Annotated in this window: 12 protein-coding genes; 5 read left to right on the forward strand and 7 right to left on the reverse strand. The window is 38.7% G+C overall.

The window, feature by feature from the left end; all coding sequences use genetic code 11:
- Positions 1–6: 6 nt before the first annotated feature.
- The 4 genes from L2B55_RS03130 to L2B55_RS03145 are packed head-to-tail and all read right to left on the reverse strand — an operon-like array spanning position 7 to position 3,718.
- The gene (locus tag L2B55_RS03130) at positions 7–1,182 is read right to left on the reverse strand and encodes a DUF4350 domain-containing protein (RefSeq protein WP_237848837.1); all 1,176 of its coding nucleotides are present in this window, start codon (positions 1,180–1,182) and stop codon (positions 7–9) included.
- The gene (locus L2B55_RS03135; RefSeq protein ID WP_237848838.1) at positions 1,179–1,835 is read right to left on the reverse strand and encodes a DUF4129 domain-containing protein; all 657 of its coding nucleotides are present in this window, start codon (positions 1,833–1,835) and stop codon (positions 1,179–1,181) included. Before L2B55_RS03135 ends, L2B55_RS03130 begins: the two co-directional genes overlap by 4 nt.
- 49 nt (positions 1,836–1,884) lie before the next feature.
- Positions 1,885–2,769 carry a DUF7847 domain-containing protein gene (locus L2B55_RS03140; RefSeq protein WP_237848839.1) on the reverse strand — a complete coding sequence of 295 codons (885 nt, stop codon included), beginning with the start codon at positions 2,767–2,769 and terminating at the stop codon, positions 1,885–1,887.
- Positions 2,753–3,718, reverse strand: a complete 966-nt coding sequence (locus L2B55_RS03145) for a stage II sporulation protein M (RefSeq protein ID WP_237848840.1) — start codon at positions 3,716–3,718, stop codon at positions 2,753–2,755. The genes L2B55_RS03140 and L2B55_RS03145 overlap by 17 nt, the downstream gene beginning before the upstream one ends.
- Positions 3,719–3,827: 109 nt before the next feature.
- Here L2B55_RS03145 and L2B55_RS03150 point away from each other — a divergent pair, with 109 nt between their 5' ends.
- The 3 genes from L2B55_RS03150 (at position 3,828) to L2B55_RS03160 (ending at position 6,759) form a co-directional block, all read left to right on the forward strand.
- Positions 3,828–4,541 carry an RDD family protein gene (locus tag L2B55_RS03150; protein WP_237848841.1) on the forward strand — a complete coding sequence of 238 codons (714 nt, stop codon included), beginning with the start codon at positions 3,828–3,830 and terminating at the stop codon, positions 4,539–4,541.
- Between the two features lie 162 nt (positions 4,542–4,703).
- Positions 4,704–6,050 (forward strand): IS1380 family transposase, encoded by a 1,347-nt coding sequence (locus tag L2B55_RS03155; protein WP_237848842.1) that lies wholly within the window; start codon positions 4,704–4,706, stop codon positions 6,048–6,050.
- Positions 6,051–6,156: 106 nt separating this feature from the next.
- Positions 6,157–6,759, forward strand: coding sequence for a DNA-3-methyladenine glycosylase I (locus L2B55_RS03160; RefSeq protein ID WP_237848843.1), 603 nt, complete (start codon positions 6,157–6,159; stop codon positions 6,757–6,759).
- Between the two features lie 46 nt (positions 6,760–6,805).
- Here L2B55_RS03160 and L2B55_RS03165 read toward each other — a convergent pair whose 3' ends face one another.
- Both L2B55_RS03165 and L2B55_RS03170 read right to left on the reverse strand, forming a co-directional pair.
- Positions 6,806–8,320 carry a SusD/RagB family nutrient-binding outer membrane lipoprotein gene (locus L2B55_RS03165; RefSeq protein WP_237848844.1) on the reverse strand — a complete coding sequence of 505 codons (1,515 nt, stop codon included), beginning with the start codon at positions 8,318–8,320 and terminating at the stop codon, positions 6,806–6,808.
- A 7-nt stretch (positions 8,321–8,327) separates the two neighbouring features.
- Complete coding sequence (locus tag L2B55_RS03170) at positions 8,328–11,537, reverse strand: SusC/RagA family TonB-linked outer membrane protein (protein ID WP_237848845.1); 3,210 nt, start codon at positions 11,535–11,537, stop codon at positions 8,328–8,330.
- Positions 11,538–11,780: 243 nt separating this feature from the next.
- Between L2B55_RS03170 and polA the strand changes: the two genes are divergently transcribed.
- Entirely contained in the window at positions 11,781–14,576 is a 2,796-nt protein-coding gene (polA, locus tag L2B55_RS03175) for a DNA polymerase I (RefSeq protein ID WP_237850320.1), read from the forward strand.
- A gap of 103 nt (positions 14,577–14,679) precedes the next feature.
- Here the strand turns inward: polA and L2B55_RS03180 are convergent, their stop codons facing one another.
- Positions 14,680–15,255: a helix-turn-helix domain-containing protein gene (locus L2B55_RS03180; protein ID WP_237848846.1), complete on the reverse strand. Its 576-nt coding sequence runs from the start codon at positions 15,253–15,255 to the stop codon at positions 14,680–14,682.
- Between the two features lie 678 nt (positions 15,256–15,933).
- On the opposite strand from L2B55_RS03180, the gene secA reads away from it, so the two are divergent.
- Positions 15,934–19,233, forward strand: a complete 3,300-nt coding sequence (secA, locus tag L2B55_RS03185; RefSeq protein WP_237848847.1) for a preprotein translocase subunit SecA — start codon at positions 15,934–15,936, stop codon at positions 19,231–19,233.
- Positions 19,234–19,237: the final 4 nt, after the last annotated feature.

Raw genomic sequence — 19,237 nt, forward strand, 5'->3', positions numbered from 1 at the left:
CTTCAGTTATTTCTTTACAAATTGGTAAAATTCTTCTATTTGATTATTCAGGCTGATAAGATCGCCTTCACTCAGTTCGTAATTAGCGGGTAAAACTTTTATCCACCTAACAGCTTCTATAAGCTTCTGCATTTTTTCAGCATCATAACCTGTTTTTATTGTAAAATGATGAATGAATTCATCATTAAGCTCGTTGGTTCGTTCAAAAAAATGTGATCGTAAGTACTCAAGGAAATAATTTACCTTCTTTTGTGCAACATCGGTATGGTTGCCATTGTTAAAATACAATGCCCCAACAACTTTGGTAAATTCGAGGGTATTGTTCTCTAAGGGTTTAATGACTGGAATGATGCGCTGGCGGCGCTTTCCTTCAAAAATAATGAACACAGCCATGCCGAAAATTAATAGATAATATGCCCATTTTAATGAGGCATGTTCCATTATTACTCTAAAAATATCATCCTCTCCAACACGGCCTTGTTTTAAATATTCATCCCAAATTGTTGTTTGGTTAGGCAAATATGAAAGGCATTTAAAGGCATATTCTCCGGTTTCTTTGTCCAAGACAAAATAATTTGAAAAAGCGGTTGAATTTAGGTTGATATAAATAGCACCCTTGCCTTGTTTGATTTTAATAAAATCGGGTTTTTGGTTTTCTTTTTTTCCTAAAACAACAGTAGTCGCGCAGTTTATTGAATCGAAATAGGCGTTTTCTCGAGGTGCTATAAAAGTATACACCGGCTCTCGCTTGTTCCATAATAAGCGAGTCTTGTACTGTTTTTCTTCAACTGGGTTTACAATGTTAAATTTTAAGGTGTCAGCCAAATAGCCATGAAAAGCTGAAGAACCTATAAAAACATTATTCCCAAGGTTGGCAAAGCGGAGCAATTGATGCACATCATTTGTGTCAACGTTAAATTGGGGAGTGATGAGAATATAATTGCCAGAAGTATCATTGGTTTCCGTCAACTGGTTGTAGATAGGTAATCTTGATGAAATTATTTTCTTGCCAGGGAAAATATCCTTCATCAACTCGAAAGTTGCGTAAGTGCCAAACGGAATTTTATCTTTATTAGAAAGGGTTATAGACCAATTGATAGGTTTAGGTCGATAGTATTCGAATAAACCAAATCCCAGAAATATTATGGTTAAAATGGCGATGTATTTTCTGTTCCCCTTCATTTGCCGTTTACTTGTTTGTTAAAGGCCAAGAACGATTGTCTGATTTTAAGAAACGCTTGTTCATCTAATTCAAATTCGCCGTACCACACATATTCAAATTGGAGGGTCATTTGTCTAAAGTCGTCTTTTAAATGTATTGCAGAAAGTTCATTTAAGTAATTGCTGTTTGTTTTTTCCGGTTTCCAGTTTATGAGTCTTTGCTTATTTAACTCTTTTAAAGTTTTCAGGTAGAATAAACGAACTGCAAGACGATAATTTCTGTTGTCGAGTGCCTGGTTAATCAAGGGATCAAAGTCTACTAAGCGAACATCTTCATTTACTGTTTCGTAAGGCACTTCTGTTGCTGCATTTTTGCGATAAAACAAATCGTTCATACTTACTCCCATCAACTTCAATATTACCCAAACTACCACAATCACTATAATGGCAATGAATACATATTGCCAGAAATTATCATAGCCTAAGCCTCCGAACAATTTGCTCAACCATTTACTTAGCCATTGCAAAAACTTGCCCCACCAATTTGTCGGGGGTGTTATATCTCGTGTGTATTGAAAATCAGGATCATTGACAAACTTTTCTATGCCGGCTTTTAATGGCAGACGAACCCTAAGTTTGGTTGAGTCATTTATGCAATTGGTAGATAAAGCCATAACATTGCTTGTAATAAACAATGTGAATGAAGTAACTAGGCTAAGAAGCTTAAAAGTCGCCTTCATTGTCTGAAACTGAATGAGGTTTGCCGATCTGCTCAACTTCTTCCAGTAATCCTACTCCATCCTTACGCTCTACCAGATTGAAGTATTGAAAAGCAATGGCAAGAGCAGATAATGAATAAAGTAATACAGAACCTACTGAAGAGAAAATTGTGCCCAAAATCATAAAGATGTCAACGCTATCGGTGCTGGACGCGCCTAAATGAAACAATTTGGACAGCATAACAACATAGCTTGGGATTTGGAAAACCAGGCTTAGTACAGACTGAATGATTAGCATAATAAAAATTAGTCCGAAAGTTGACCACCACTTACCTGATGTCAAATAAAAACAACGATTAATGGAATTACTTATCCCTGCATTCTCAATCATGATAATTATCAATGCAAGCTGGAGTGGAACAGAAAGATAAATACCCGGAATCACCAAGACTATACAGCCAATAACGATGATTATGCCTACCACAATCATGGTTATGATGGATGTAAAAAGCTTTTCTTTTACATTCTTCCAGATTAAATCAGTTGTTATTTCTTGATTCTTATCTATTAAATATTCTTTAAGGTAACTGAACACTACCAAATAAACCAATACAAAGGAGAGCAGAATTAAAACTAAGCCCGAAATGTAAGCAGGGGAAAATATCTCCCTCAATGGAGACGTTGGTGATATTAGAGAACTATCAGATGCAATATTCATTATTCTTGACTGATAGATACCCATGCATATTCCTGCCAACAACGCTACAGGCCCTGCTATAAACAAGAGGCTTTTAAACAAAGGTTTAAAGTTCTGTTGCAAAAAGGTAAAAACGGCATTAATCTTCTGCCCGAAATCTCTTTCTTCCCGTAAATTAATTTTGTGCTGCATTTAATTGGTTTTGCTGCTTGGTTAAACGATAAGGGTATATGATAAAATAATAGATAACGAAACTTAGTGAGCCAAGTATAATAAATAAACTTAAAGCTAACGGCATTTGTGTATGACGGGTAACAAAACTCTCTAAAAACCCGGCTGTTATAAAAACAGGTACTAGCCCCATAGTGATTTTCAATCCGGTACGTGATCCTATTTTGAATGACTCAAGGCGAGAGTATGTTTGTGGAAATAAAATGCTGTTGCCCATCACTAATCCAGCGCATCCTGCAATTACAATCGCTGATATTTCAAGTGTGCCGTGTATCCAGATGCTTAAAACTGACTCAATAAAGACTCCTTTAACAAAGAAAAAATACTGAAACGCTCCTAGCATAACTCCGTTTGTAAATAACAGCCAAGCGGTCCCTACTGAAAAAATCACTCCGGCAACAAAAGCCAGGAAAGAAACCCGTATGTTATTAATGGTAATCATTAAAAACATGTCTGCTTGTCCATGGCTCTTATAAATGGCCATCGGATCTCCTTTTTCAATGTTTTGTATCGTTTGGTTTACATAGCTGTCTCCCAAAATCAGACGCACAAAGGTTTCATCTTTAGCTGCTGAGAGAATGCCAATAGTTATACCCACCATAAAAACAAGGAATGAATAAAATAACTGCTTACGATGATTAGCCATGGTTAAGGGCAATTCGTATCTCCAAAAAGATAAAAAACGATTTTTTTTCTCCTTCTTGTTTTTATAAAGATTTAAGTAAAACTTAGATGTAAGCGAATTTAAATAACGGGTTGTTGCAGAGTTTGGATAAAACGTACGGGCATAAGAAAGATCATCAGTAAGTTCAATAAAGTGTTCAGCAATTTCATCAGGACTGCCTTCTTTGCTGCTTTCAAAGCGTTTCCACTTTTCTTCATTCTTTTGAACAAATACAACCTCGCGCATGCTTTCTCAGTAATTGTGCTTTAACCAGTAAATGCTAATATTTTTTATAGTATCAGCCAAATATATTTAATTTCGTTTCATATCGAAGTGAATACAAAGTAAAATCTTTATGAATAGTAACATCACCATTCAAACCGCCCAAAACGTTCATTTAAACTACGAATTAGCCAGTGTTGGGGACCGAATTTTAGCAACCCTTATTGATTGGGTGGTAATGATTGCCTATGTATTGTTATGGGTTGTGGTTTTTGCTGGAATAAATACCGAGCCCAGTCAAGCAACCGTACTGCTTCTTGCACTGCCATTGATGTTGTATCATTTATTGATGGAGATCTTTTATAATGGTCAATCCATTGGGAAACGTTCCATGGGTATTCAAGTGGTTAAACTAGATGGTTCTATTCCTTCAATTAGTGATTATTTACTGCGATGGCTATTCAGACTGGTTGATTTGAACTTTATGGGGGGGGCAATTGCCTTAATTACGGTAATAGCGAATGGTAAAGGACAACGTTTAGGTGATATTGCTGCAGGAACCACCGTGGTTAAACTAAATGAGAAAGATGAGTTTGAAGATATCCCACTAACGGCAGTTAATGCCAATTACAAAGTTAATTTTCCAGAGGTAACCTTGCTTAGTGATCATGATATCGCCCTTATTCAAAAAATTATTAACCGTAGTTTAAAGGCTAACAATGAGGCGATGCTAGCCCCAGTAGCAGAAAAGGTTAAGGAAATTACGGGTATTCAATCGCCTTTGTCTGATTATGTTTTCTTGCAAATAGTAATCAGTGACTACAACCATTTGGTTAATTTGATGTAAAATATCAAACTAAACTCCCTACCAATAATGCAAAATGAAGCGGTTTCAATTATGCCAGATTATGTTATCCCAAAAAAGTCATTAGCCTCAATTTCTAATGACCGCCATTAGAAATTAAGAGTGTTAACTTGTTGATAACTATTGGTTTTATACCAATGTAAATTGGAGGAAATTGCAGTAAGTAAACCTTATTTGAACTTGGACCTGAAAATTGACTTTACAGACAAAGAAATAACGCCCTGGTCGGGCATTGTTTTACTGAAAAAAATGCTGGACAGGATGGAGTTTGAAGCAGCCTTGGATCGGTTGCCATTGCCAGCCCAAGGGTCAAACCGGGGCTATTCCCCGCATCAACTCATCCAACAGTTTATGACCAGCATATGGTGTGGGGCCAACAAGTTTGAACATTGCGAGGTAACACGCCATGATGCGGTCATGAAACAATGCTGGGGTTTCAAACAAATGGCAGGCAGTAAAGCCATCCAGCGCTTTTTCAACAAACATACCCTGGCCACCAACCAGCAGATCTTCACCCCTTTATACCAATGGTTTTTTGGCAATCTGCAGTATGATAATTACACGCTGGATGTCGACTCCACCATCCTTACCCGATACGGCGGGCAACAGGGTAGTAAAAAAGGATACAACCCCCTTAAGCCAGGCCGCAACAGTCATCATCCTTTAATCGCCTTTATAGAGGAAACAAAAATGGTCGCCAACTTTTGGCTGCGAAGCGGCGACAGCTATACGAGCAATAATTTTCAGGGCTTTTTAGCCGATACGATCGAAAAACTAAACGGTAAAAAAATAGGCTTATTCAGGGCCGACAGTGGATTTTACGGTAAAGAAGTATTTGAGTATCTGGAGCAAAGTCCACAAGTGGGCAACTACATCATTGCCGCCCGGCAGTACAAACCGATCCAACAAAAACTCGCCGCACAACACCTGTGGGTAAAAGTTACTGCTGGTATCGAAGTGGCCGAAAGCACTTATCAAAGTCCCCTGTGGGATCAACCCAGAAGGCTGGTCATGGTCCGCCAGCAAGTCAGTGAACGCCCCTGTGCAACGGGCAAAACGCTGAAACTATTTGAAGACGAGGGCATTTATAAAAATTACCGCTACAGTTGTTTTGTCACCGATTTAACCCTGCCGGCACTTCAGGTGTGGAATCTGTACCGGCAAAGGGCCAATTGCGAAAACCAGATCAAAGAACTGAAATACGATTTTGGGGCAGACAGCTTCAATCTTAAAAACTTTGATGCCACCGAAGCGGCCCTGAACTGGGTGATGATGGCCTATAACTTCATCAGCCTTTTCAGGCAGGTCGTGCTTAATACCCAAGTAGAACAACGCCTGAAAACATTACGCTACAAGGTGTTTGCCATTGGCGGGTATATGGTAAAAAACGGCAGCCAGAAAATCCTAAAACTGTCGCTGGCCATGAAACGAAGAGAATGGTTTACCGGCCTATGGAATTGTAATAAAACATTTGACTTGACAAAAACTTAAATCCCTAATGACTTTTTTGGGGTTATTGGAGGCAGTGAATTGGCATGGAGGAAGAGATGCCGTAGATTCTGTTCTTTTTTTAAAATTGATATTAATTAAGTTAAATATGCCCAATAAGACAACGCTCAAAACTCCTGACTCAGAACTTATAAGATGTGGGTGGTGTGGTAATGATCCATTATATCAAAAGTATCATGATGAGGAATGGGGTCGGGAAGTTCGGGATGATAAAACCATGTTTGAGTTTTTACTCTTAGAGAGTGCTCAGGCGGGTTTAAGTTGGATCACTATTTTACGTAAGAGAGAGAATTACCGAAAGGCATTTGCTGATTTTGATGTTGAAAAGGTAGCTGCTTTTACTGAGGAGGACATTGAGCGTTTGTTGAAAGACGAAGGGATTATCCGTAACCGGTTAAAGATTACCGCTGCCATAACAAATGCAAAATTGTTTATCGAGCTTCAAAAAGAGTTCGGAAGCTTTAATAATTACATTTGGGGTTTTTTACCAGATGGGAAGCCAATAATTAATCAGCCTAAAAGTTTAAGTGAAGTTCCTCCCAGGACAGAAATATCCGATGCAATTAGCAAGGATATGAAAAAACGGGGTTTTAAGTTTTTTGGCACCACTATATGCTATGCCCACATGCAAGCAACCGGAATGGTAAATGATCATTTGGTAGACTGCCATGTGATACACAATGGACAATAAAAAAGCGTTCAACTTTTGGGTTGAACGCTTTTTATTATTGGTTTGTCTATTTCAAAATCCACATCAATTCGTTGATATCATCTTTGCCACCAAACTGACTTTGCAATGCTTTGGTTAGGTTTTCTGTATTATTAGTGTGTTCACTTGAAGGATACAGGAAACGTTTAGGAATACGCTGGCTGTTTGCAGTACCAGGTCCTACCAGGAAAGTAGGAACTCCGGTTCTGCGTTGATTGTAATATGCTTCCCACCCTGAGTTTTGGAAAAATCCAAGATACTTTTGCATCAGAATTTGATTCAAAGCTACGTCTGCAACTGATGAATAAGCAACCTCTGGTTGTGCCAGGTAAGCATTAATAGCATCAGTTGAAATTCCATAAAGCTGCATCGATGCTCTGATTCCTTTGTTGTAAGAATCAGCAGCATTGCCATTTACCCAACCACGGTTAATTGCCTCTGCTATGTTAAAGCATAATTCAATATAACCTATTTGAATACATGGCTCTCCCAGGTATTGATAGTAACGGTCTTTGCGAATGAATGAATACTCGCCTTTATTGGCTTTTGACGACATATCGTCCAAGCTTTCACCTGAGCTGGCGCCTACATATGCAGCAAAATCGGCAGGAGTTAAACCTGCTGCAATTTTTGCTGGAGCTGGCTCTGCTACAATAAATGTGCGTGGATCCTTTAAACTAACAAGTTTATTTAAATATGTAGCTGACATGTTATTGCGTGTAGCCGTGTTGCCAAAATTGTCAGGGTTTAAAGGATATTTATTCGTTGTAGTGTTATAAACATATTGAAGGTTATCCTCTGAACTGTTAGGTAAAGGATATTTAGCAGGGTTGGCTATAGTTTCTGCAAAACGTTGCTTAACCTTTAAATCGATGTCGGCTTCTTTTTTACTTAAATGAATCAATAATCGCAATTTAAAGGCATTGACAGCTTTTTGCCAACCTGTAAGCTTTCCTCCTAATAAAAAGTCTCCAGCAAGATTTTTATCATTTGCAATAATTAATGCGGCCAAGTCAGCATTAGCTTCTTCTAACCAGGTAAGAGACTGTAAAAACACTTCTTTTTGTGTATTGTATTTAGGTTTGAAGATGCCTTCTGAAGTTCTTAACGCTTCATCCATTGGAATATCTCCAAGACGCATAGTCATATCTATATAGAAAAACGCTTTAAAGAATTTTGCTAAGGCAGAGTATGCATTTTTGGTAGGAAGACCGCTGCCACTGCTGGCTGCTTCCAATTCCATCTGCTTAATGTCATTTAAAGTAAGGTAATTGGTAGAACCGCCTGTCCAGCTATATTCTTGATTGGCATAGTAGTTATAATTGCTGCACCAATATTGGTTCCAACGCTGAACATCGCTCCATGGTCCTTTGTAGAAATCATTTTCGATGCTTGTTAAAAGCAAGGCCGGGGAAGATTTAGTAGTTTTATTTGGGTTTTTCTCCAGCTCCTCGAAATTCTGGCAAGCAGATACACTAAATCCTGCTGCGGCAAGGAGTATGATTAGTTTTTTATTCAGTTTCATTTTAATTCTTCTTTGCATTAAATGGTTAGAATGTAATGTTCAAATTGATGCCGTAGCTTTTGCTGGTTGGCGTTTGTAAGCTCGATTGTGAAGTCATACCAGGGAACTGATCAAGGTCAACATCCTTTACCTTGGCAAAATACAACAGGTTACGGCCCACCAATGAGATAGAGGCTCGCTGAACTGACATACGGTTTAAGATGCTTTTTGGAAGATTAAAACCAATAGTTACTTCGCGAAGTTTTGCATAGGTCTTGTCGATCAGGTTTCCTTCTGAAATGCTATAATGACGGCTAATGTAATCCTGTAGGTAAGTTGGGGTAGTGTTTGTCGCAAAAGTTAACTGATCGTAGTTGGTAATGTTACCATCAACATCATAGTTGATTTTCGCTCCATTTGAAACCACAACGCCTTCACCAATAAATGATTTAATGCCTTTAACGTCATTGGCTCTGGCTTCACCCCAGGCACCTTGAACGGTTTTAATGTGACGTCCACCGCGCATCGTTTGACGTAAAACATAATCCACCATTTTACCTCCTACACGGCCATCAAATTGAAATCCGAAAGTGAATTGTTTGTAACTGAATTTGTTGTTGAAGCTCCAGGTCCAATCTGGGTTCATATTACCTAAAAAGCGAGAAACCGGATTTTGAATAGGGCGACCACTGTCATCGTTTATAATCTGTCCGTTTTGCGTACGCGCAAAAGCAGATGTGTAAAGCTTGTCTAGACGGTCACCAACTTTTAAGAATTGTTGTAAATTCTCAATACCCGGATATATTTCGGTCAATACTTCTTTATACGTTGACCAGTTAACCATCACATCCCATTTAAAACCATTGATTTTTCTGAATGGAGAGCCTGTTAAAGTTAGCTCCCAGCCACTACGGCGAGATTTGATGCCATTGGTTAAAAAGCTGGAATAGCCTGTAGCCTGTGATAATGGGAGTTCGAAAATTCTAGGCCCATCCAAGCTGCTGAAATAAGAGGCATCTACTCCTAAACGATTACCAAGGAATTTCATTTCGGCTCCGGTTTCATAAGCAGAACTGTAGCCTGGCTGTAAGTCCGGATTGGTTAAAATGTTGGTATAGCTTGACCCCGGCTGATTGTTGTAAATAGGGCTTACAGAATACGACGGATTATTTTTGTATGAAGGACCGTTGTATGGTGTGGTATAGTCCATGCCATATGCTAGATTATAACCTGATAATACAGCTGCTGAACTGATGTATTGGTCAACAGCAGTGTTTCCTACCTTGGCATAAGAGCCTCTCAGTTTTAAATAAGAAATTGCAGTTGGCATTTTTATTAGTTCCGATAAAACTACACCTGTTCCTATAGAAGGATAAAAGAAGGTGTTGTTTTGCGTAGGCATGGTTGATGACTTATCAACACGTCCGGTAAGCGATAAGCTCAGGAAGTTTTTATACATCAAATCCAAGTAAGCATATGAGCTGAAAACTTGCATTGGAGCCTCGTAGTTGAATGTTTGACGAGGGTTTAAAGAGTTGTTAAGATTGTACCATCCCGGTATATTCAAATAGTCAGTAGTTGAATAAGTTGAATGGTAATTAAATGTACGTAAGTTGGCTCCCAATGAAGCTTTGACATCCAGTGAAGGGACTACTTCTTTGTCAAAGTTTAGCAATACATCAGTATTGTTTTCGAACATGTTGCGCATATCTTCGCGGTAGTCTCCTTTGGCTTGCTCGCGGCCGTAAGTGGTTGCAGAGTAAGGTAGCTTTTCAGTACGAAGTAAGTCGTAAGTAGTAATTTGAGTACGGGCACTTAAGTTCAAATAATTTGTGAATTTGTAATTTAAGCTCATGTGACCATACATATCGGTTTTGTGGTGGCTGCGTAACCATTCTTTAGCTACAAACCAAGGGTTGTTATAGCGTTGGTACTCAGCATATATTTGTTGAGTGCCTTCTTTGCCTTCTTGCCAGTAGTTTTTCATGTCATCTACGCTCCAGTCGGCACCACCCCATAACACCATATTGTAAATTAAGCTGTTTGGCCCGTAGTTTACATCAGGATAATTAGGTGTAAACTGACGGTTATAGTTTACAGCAGATTCAAAACGCAACTTTGGTGAAAAATTGTAACCTGCAGAAACGTTAAAGTTTAGTCCGTTTAGTTGGGTATTAGGCACAAGTCCGCGTTGGTAGCTATAGGTTGATGAGAAACGTAAATCATATTTTTCTCCACTTGTGGCAACAGCAATGTTATTGCTGTTAATAAGTCCTGTTTGTAAGAAACGAGTAAGGTTATCTTTTCCGCGAGCTATAAATGGAGTTGGAGTGCGCTTTCCTGTTGATGGATTAATAGGACTATCGTATTGCGCAATTAACTGTCCGTTTAATGCAGGTCCCCAAATATCATAGTCTGCGTCATTTTTACCTCCGCCTTTTCCATCAACAAACTCGTATTTTCCATGGTCACCCGGGCCATACATATCCTGTATTTTAGGAATAGCGTTGAAGCCACTTTGAGCCATGGTGCTTGAGTTAAAATCTATTGAAAAGCCACGGGTATCTTTTGAGCCGCGTTTGGTAGTGATTTGAACAGCACCAAATTGTCCGTTTGAACCATATAAAGCAGATGCGGCAGGGCCTTTTAATACCGTGTAGGTTTCTATGTCATCAGAACTGATGTTCCAGGTATCAGAGCTGATAGGGACACCGTCAACCACAAATAAAGGTTGCTTGCCACGTAATAAGATACTGGGAGATCCCAATAACTCGGCAGAAGCTCCAACTGTTAATCCTGAAACTTTCCCCACTAGAGCATTTACAGGGTTTGGTTCGCGAGCTTTAATCAATTCATCCCCTTTTACCTCTTGTACCGCATAGCCAAGCTTAGCTTTATCTTTCTTAATGCCAAGTGCTGTTACAACTACTTCGCCCAGTATTTTAGAGTCAGCTTCTAACTGCACATTAATAACAGTATTTAAGCCAACTTTTATTGTTTTACTCATATAACCAACGAAGTTGAACTGCAACGTTTGACCTTCCTTAACAGTTAAAGAGTATTTTCCATCTATATCGGTATTGATACCACTGGGAGTACCTAAGACGGTAACTGTTACACCCGGTAAGGGTTGTTGATCTTTTTTGTCTGTTACCACTCCGGTAACCTTTTGTTGGGCAAATGCCGCAACGTTTATCAATAATGTCAATAGTGTTATTATTGACATACTGACCATGCTTTTGTAGAGTTTTTGCATTGCGTTAATGATTTTTAGGTAATATTTTTAAGCGATGCAATTGTAAATTATGTTTATTAATACTAAACCAAGGCAATGTTAAACGTTAGTGAATTGTTGTATACAAAGATTAAGCTAACGTAAATTGATGTTTTAACGTTTAAATTGACCAAAGGAAAGCACTCGACAATTCTTTTTATCTTTTACATTTGTTCTTCATAACCTTATATCATTTTGACAAAAAAATTATTTCTACTGGACGGTATGGCGTTGATTTATCGCGCCCATTTTGCTTTGAGTAAAAATCCGCGTTTTACTTCTTCAGGGCTTAATACTTCAGCAATGATGGGGTTCACTAATACATTGTTAGAAGTACTTCGGAAGGAACAACCCACACATATTGCGGTGGTGTTCGATACCGAGGCTCCTACCGATCGTCATACTGATTTTGAACATTATAAAGCACACCGAGAGGCAATGCCTGAGGATTTGTCGGCAGCCCTGCCTTATGTAAAGCGAATAATAGAGGGGTTTCATATTCCGGTTTTAACGCTTGATGGTTATGAGGCTGATGATATCATTGGTACGCTTGCCAAAAAAGCTGAAAAAGAAGGTTTCGTTACCTATATGATGACTCCTGATAAAGACTTTGCTCAATTGGTCTCTGATAAAATCTTCATTTATAAGCCTGCCCGTATGGGTAATGATATGGAGGTGATGGGTGTAAAAGAGGTTTTAGCTAAATGGGAAGTAGAGCGTGTTGATCAGGTAATAGATATTTTAGGGTTATGGGGTGATGCTGTTGACAATATTCCGGGAATTCCTGGTATTGGTGAAAAAACAGCTAAGCAATTGATCCAAAAATATGGATCAATGGAAAATATTTTTGCCAATTCACATGAGCTGAAAGGCAAGCAGAAAGAAAATGTCGAAAACTTTAAAGAACAAGGTTTATTATCGAAGAAATTGGCAACTATTTTATTGGATGTTCCTATTGACTTTAATGAGGAAGTCCTTAGAGTGGAACAGCCGAGCAAAGAACTGCTTGAGCCATTGTTTGCCGAGCTTGAATTCCGCACAATAGGTCGTCGAGTATTTGGAGAGCAGTTTGTTGTTGCTGGTGGCCAGGCGCTTCAAAATCCAAATTTGCAAACAGACTTATTTGGAAATCCTGTCGGAGCAGCTCCTGTAACTATTCAGCGTCAAGAAGTTGAAGTTGAGCAAAAGGAATCTGCCTTATCAGGTTTCAAAACTATTGCCAATACTCCTCATAAATATGAAATTGCAGATACTCCTGAGAAAAGACGAGTTCTTCTAGCTAGTCTTTCAGTTCAAAAAACGTTTGCTTTTGATACTGAAACAACAGGAACAGATGCTAATAACTCTGAATTAGTAGGCCTTTCGTTTTCCTGGAAACAAGGAGAAGGATTCTATGTCCCTATTCCTGAAAATCAACAGGAGGCTCAGGTTATTGTAAATGAATTCAAGCCGGTATTGGAAAATCCTGAAATTGAAAAGATTGGTCAGAATATTAAATACGATATCCTCATTATGAAATGGTATGGTGTTGAAGTGCAGGGGCCTTTGTTTGATACCATGCTGGCTCATTATCTAATTGATGCCGATACCAGACATAACATGGATTTTCTGTCCGAATCATACCTTAATTATTCTCCTATTTCTATTACTGAATTGATAGGGAAAAAAGGAAAGGGTCAGGATAATATGCGAAATGTTTCGGTGGAAAAGGCCGGAGAGTATGCTGCTGAAGATGCCGATATTACTTTTCAATTAAAAGAAGTTTTTGAGCCTTTACTGCCTTCGCTTAATGCCGGTAAATTGGCACTTGAGGTGGAAAATCCTTTGGTCTATGTTTTGGCTGATATGGAGAAAGAGGGAATCAGGCTTGATAAGCAAGGCTTGGCAGACTACTCCAAAGAATTAGAAAGCGATATCTCTCGCCTCGAAAAACAAATCTATGAAAAGGCTGGGTTGCGATTTAATATTGCTTCGCCTAAACAGTTGGGAGAAGTATTGTTTGAAAAGCTTCAACTTGATCCGAAAGCAAAAAAAACCAAAACAGGACAGTATCAAACCGGAGAAGATGTGTTAACTGCACTTGCCTCAAAACATGAAATGGTGCAGGATGTCCTGGATTTTCGTCAACTACAAAAACTGAAATCAACCTATGTTGATGCATTGCCGTTGATGATCAACCCTAAAACCGGGCGCGTTCATACTTCATTTAATCAGGCTGTTGCTGCCACAGGTAGGTTGAGTTCCAATAATCCTAATTTGCAGAATATCCCTATTCGTACAGAAAAAGGGCGTGAAGTTCGTAGGGCGTTTATTGCCAAAAATGATGATTATGTGCTTCTTTCTGCCGATTATTCTCAAATAGAGCTTCGTATTATTGCTGAGATCAGTAAGGATGAAGGAATGATGGATGCTTTCATTCAAGGTTATGATATTCACCGGGCAACGGCTGCGAAAGTTTATGGCGTGACACTGGATGAAGTTAATTCAGATCAACGTCGTAATGCTAAGGCTGTTAACTTTGGTATTATCTACGGACAATCGGCTTTTGGTTTGTCACAAAGTTTGGGCATTCCGCGCAAGGAGGCTTCTGAAATCATTGAACAATACTTCAATCAATACCCTGGTATTAAAAAGTACATGAGCGATATGGGGCAATTTGCACGTGAAAACGGCTATGTAGAAACTATTCTAGGAAGACGTCGATACCTGCGGGATATAAACTCTGCTAACGCCATGGTCCGTGGTTTTGCTGAACGAAATGCTATTAATGCTCCAATTCAAGGTTCGGCTGCTGATATGATTAAAGTTGCCATGATCAATATTCATAAGGAACTAAAATCAATGAAAGTGGATACCCGAATGATTCTGCAGGTGCATGACGAGTTGGTGTTTGATGTTCCTAAAACAGAGATTGAAAAAGTACGTCCGGTAATTGAAGATTTAATGAAATCAGCAATTAAAATGCAGGTGCCTATTTTAGTTGAAAGTGGAATAGGTCAAAACTGGCTTGAAGCACACTAAGGTATTTGTTGCAGAGTTTGGATACGTAATAAAAGGCTGTCTCCTATGTTTGCTTTGTCAAATGTAGGAGACAGCCTCATTTTTATATTCTTGTTGATATGCTTTAATTGTTTTCGAAAAAATAAACAATTAGCATTAAGGCACTTTCATCACTTATAGTACGCGGGTTATGGCTGATCCGGCCATTAAAGAGCATTGAATCTCCTTCGTTCAGTTCAATCACCTGGTCCGGGAAAACATATTCAACTTTCCCCTTTAAAATATATTTGTACTCAAACGCTTCTGTTTCAACCATCTGACGCTGAGCATCTTTGCTTAATTCTAATAAAACGATGTCAACAGTGGTGTTCTTTAAAGACTTGGTGAAAATGCGTTTATAGAAAAAGCCTTTAGCTAACTCCTTTTCAAATGCTTCATATTCGTTTTTGCGTTTAACTAAAATTAATGAAGTATTATTGTTTTGCCCAATACCTTTAAAAAACTGGTTCAAATCAACTTCTAAGGCTGATACAATATCAAGCAGTACCATTAATGAAGGTATTGTTCGATTGTTTTCAATCTGTGAAATAAGGCCTTTGCTTACATTGGCTTTATCAGCCAGTTCTTGCAAGGTCATGCCTCTTTCTTTACGGTAATCTCTTATTTTAGTGCTAATTTGAATCAACAAATGTTCTTCCATTAGTTTTGTTTAATATTTATAAACGAACAAAATTAACCTTCAAGTGCTAATCATTCAACTTTAAAACAAATCAATTTTGGTTTCTAGAGGATAATGATCTGATAACCGGTAGGGTTATACCTTGTATGTCTCAATATTCCAAACATGTTTCTTGGTAACAAAATAAAATAATCAATTCGTTTTTGTTGGCCATCAAAGTCGTAGGTATATGCCGAGTTGCCTGTATCCTGCCATTTATTCCTAATGACATCAAATGCGATATCGTCATGACTGATACTTAAATAACCGGCAAAAATAACTGGATTGTCAGAGCTTTGGCCTCTTTAGTTAAAGTGTTAAGAACCTCCATCGCTTTCGGTCATTTCAATAAAAGCAAAATTTAAGATGAGCCATTTTCAATTTTCTCTAACCGAAATACATATGGTTCATGTTAGTAATTAGTTCATAATCTTAAGGTTGGTGCTATTCCTAAATCTACTCAGCGCACTATTAATATCCTGCAGCGCAATGAAGTCGGCTGACAAATTTGGTGTCGTTTGTAAAGTGTAAAACTTTAAAACCTTATAAACGCTAATAAGTAAAAAACATTAACTTTACCCCTTTGTATAGTGTCAAATTGTCGGTAAAATTCAATTGGCTCGATACTTGATTTTTTATCGCAGTTAAATTTTAAGAAGAATGTTAAGTTTTTTAACGAAACTATTCGGCAGCAAGTCGGAAAGAGATATTAAAGCTTTGCTCCCAATAGTTGAGCAGATTAAGGCAGAATACTCAAAGCTTTCAAGCCTAAGTCATGATGAACTCAGGGCGAAAACCATTGAGTTTAAAAAAAGAATTGCAGACTTTTTAAGTGAAATTGATGCACAAATCGACAATCTTCAGAAAGAAGCTGAAGACTTGAGTTTGGGTGTTAATGAAAAAGTTGCCATCTATGACAGAGTTGATAAATTAAAGAAAGAACGCGATCAGCAATTGGAAATAGTGTTGATGGAAGTTCTGCCAGAAGCATTTGCCGTTGTTAAAGAAACTGCGCGTCGTTTTACCGAGAATAGTGAAGTTGAAGTAACGGCTACTCAGGCTGATAGAGAATTAGCTGCTCGTAAAAGCAATGTAATTATTAACGGCGACAAAGCTATTCACAAAAATACTTGGATTGCAGCAGGTAACGAAGTTACATGGAACATGGTACATTATGACGTTCAGTTGTTTGGAGGTACTGTATTGCACCAGGGTAAAATTTCTGAAATGGCAACCGGTGAAGGTAAAACCCTTGTTGCTACTTTGCCTGCTTATTTAAATGCACTTGCCGGCCAAGGAGTGCATATTGTAACAGTAAACGATTATCTGGCTCGTCGTGACAGTGAATGGATGGGGCCTTTATATGAGTTTCATGGTTTAACGGTTGATTGTATTGATAAACATCAGCCTAACTCAGAGGAACGTCGTAAAGCATATTTATCTGATATTACTTTTGGTACCAACAACGAATTCGGCTTTGATTATCTGCGCGATAACATGGCACGTAATCCTGATGAATTGGTTCAACGCAAACTTCACTTTGCAATGGTGGATGAGGTTGACTCAGTTTTGGTAGACGATGCCCGTACTCCATTGATTATTTCAGGTCCTATTCCTCGTGGGGATCAGCATGAGTTTTATGATCTTAAGCCACGTATTGAGCGTTTGGTAAATGCTCAAAAAAACGCGGTAAACGGCTTTTTAACTGATGCTAAAAAAATGCTGGCTGAAAATAAAGCTGACCAAGGCGGTTTGGCTTTGTTACGTGCCTTCCGTGGCTTGCCTAAAAATAAAGCCCTGATCAAGTTTTTAAGTGAGCAAGGTATTCGCCAGGTTTTACAAAAAACAGAAAACTATTACTTGCAGGATCAGCAAAAGGAAATGCCTAAAGCTGATGCTGAACTATATTTCGTTATCGACGAAAAGCATAATTCAATTGAACTTACTGAAAAAGGTATTGAAATGATTACCGCCAATGGCGAGGATCCTCATTTCTTTATTATGCCTGATGTAGGTTCTGAGATTGCTGAAATCGAAAAATCTTCGTTAAGTGACGATGAAAAAGTAGCCAAAAAAGATGAGTTGATGCGTGACTTCTCTATTAAATCGGAGCGTATTCACTCAATCAACCAATTATTAAAGGCTTATACTTTGTTCGAGAAAGATGTAGAATACATTATTGATGAAGGCAAAGTAAAAATAGTTGACGAGCAAACTGGCCGTATTATGGAAGGTCGTCGTTATTCAGACGGTTTGCACCAAGCTATTGAAGCTAAAGAAAATGTTAAGGTTGAAGATGCCACTCAAACATTTGCTACCATTACGTTGCAGAATTATTTCCGTATGTACCATAAACTGTGTGGTATGACCGGTACTGCAACGACAGAAGCTGGTGAGTTCTGGCAAATCTATAAACTTGATGTTGTTGAAGTTCCTACCAATAAAGGAATTCAACGCAAAGACCAAGAAGACCTTGTTTATAAAACTGCTCGCGAAAAATATAACGCTGTAGTAGATGAAATTGTAAAGTTAACTCAAATAGGCCGTCCGGTGCTTGTGGGTACTACTTCTGTTGAGATTTCAGAGTTATTAAGCCGTATGCTTAAGTTACGTGGTATCAAGCACAACGTACTGAATGCCAAATTACACCAACGTGAGGCGGAAATTGTGGCTGAGGCAGGACAGGCAGGTACAGTAACTATTGCTACCAACATGGCTGGTCGTGGTACCGACATTAAGTTAGGTCCAGGTGTTAAAGAAGCCGGAGGTTTAGCCATCATCGGTACGGAGCGTCATGAGTCGCGCCGCGTTGACCGTCAGTTACGTGGTCGTTCTGGTCGTCAAGGTGACCCTGGTTCTTCCCAATTCTTCGTTTCATTGCAGGATGAGTTAATGCGCTTGTTCGGATCAGAGCGTATTGCAGCACTGATGGACAAAATGGGCTTAGAAGAAGGTGAAGTAATTCAGCACTCAATGATTACCAAGTCTATTGAGCGTGCTCAGAAAAAAGTAGAAGAAAACCATTTCGGTACACGTAAACGTTTGTTGGAGTACGACGACGTGATGAATTCTCAACGTACCGTTATCTATAGCAAACGCCATAATGCATTATTTGGCGAGCGTTTAGAGGTTGATATTGACAACATGATCTTCGATACAGTTGAAGAACTTGTTCAACAATATCGCGAGGATAAAAATTTTGAAGGCTTTAAGCTAGATTTGCTTCGTGTGTTCGCTTATCACACCGAGATGGCTGATAAAGAATTCTTGGATGAAAACACCGACAATGTGGTTTTGTCAGTTTATCAACAGATTGCTGATCACTATCGCCGTAAATCAGAATTTATTGCTCAAAATGCATATCCGGTAATTAAAGATGTATTTGAGACCAGAGGAGATGTAATTGAAAACATTGTTGTTCCGTTCTCTGATGGTGTTCGTGGCGTTCAGATTCCGGTTAGCTTGAAGAAAGCTTACGAAACAAATGGTATCGAGGTAGTTAGAGCGTTTGAGCGTTCTGTATTGCTTTATACAATTGATGATGCTTGGAGAGAGCACTTGCGTGAAATGGATGAGCTGAAACAGTCTGTTCAAAACGCTGTTTATGAACAAAAAGATCCATTGTTAGTGTATAAATTTGAATCGTTCAATTTATTTAAACAACGTATTTCAAATATTAACAAAGAGGCGCTTGATTTCTTGTTTAAAGGAACTATTCCGATGGGAGAACCAGAAGAAGTTCAGGAAGCAGCTCCTGTTCAACGTACTGACTTAAGCAACTTACAGGCAAGTCACCCTGAGTTCCATGACAACGGTGGACATTTGCCAGAAGATTTAGCGGGTGAAATTTCAGTTAAACAACACCCTGTACGTGTTGAACCTAAAATCGGACGTAATGATCCTTGTCCTTGCGGAAGTGGCAAAAAGTATAAAAACTGTCACGGAGCAGGTCTGGCTTAAAAGT

Origin of the sequence: Solitalea lacus, assembly GCF_022014595.1 — a bacterium.
GTDB lineage: Bacteria > Bacteroidota > Bacteroidia > Sphingobacteriales > Sphingobacteriaceae > Solitalea > Solitalea lacus.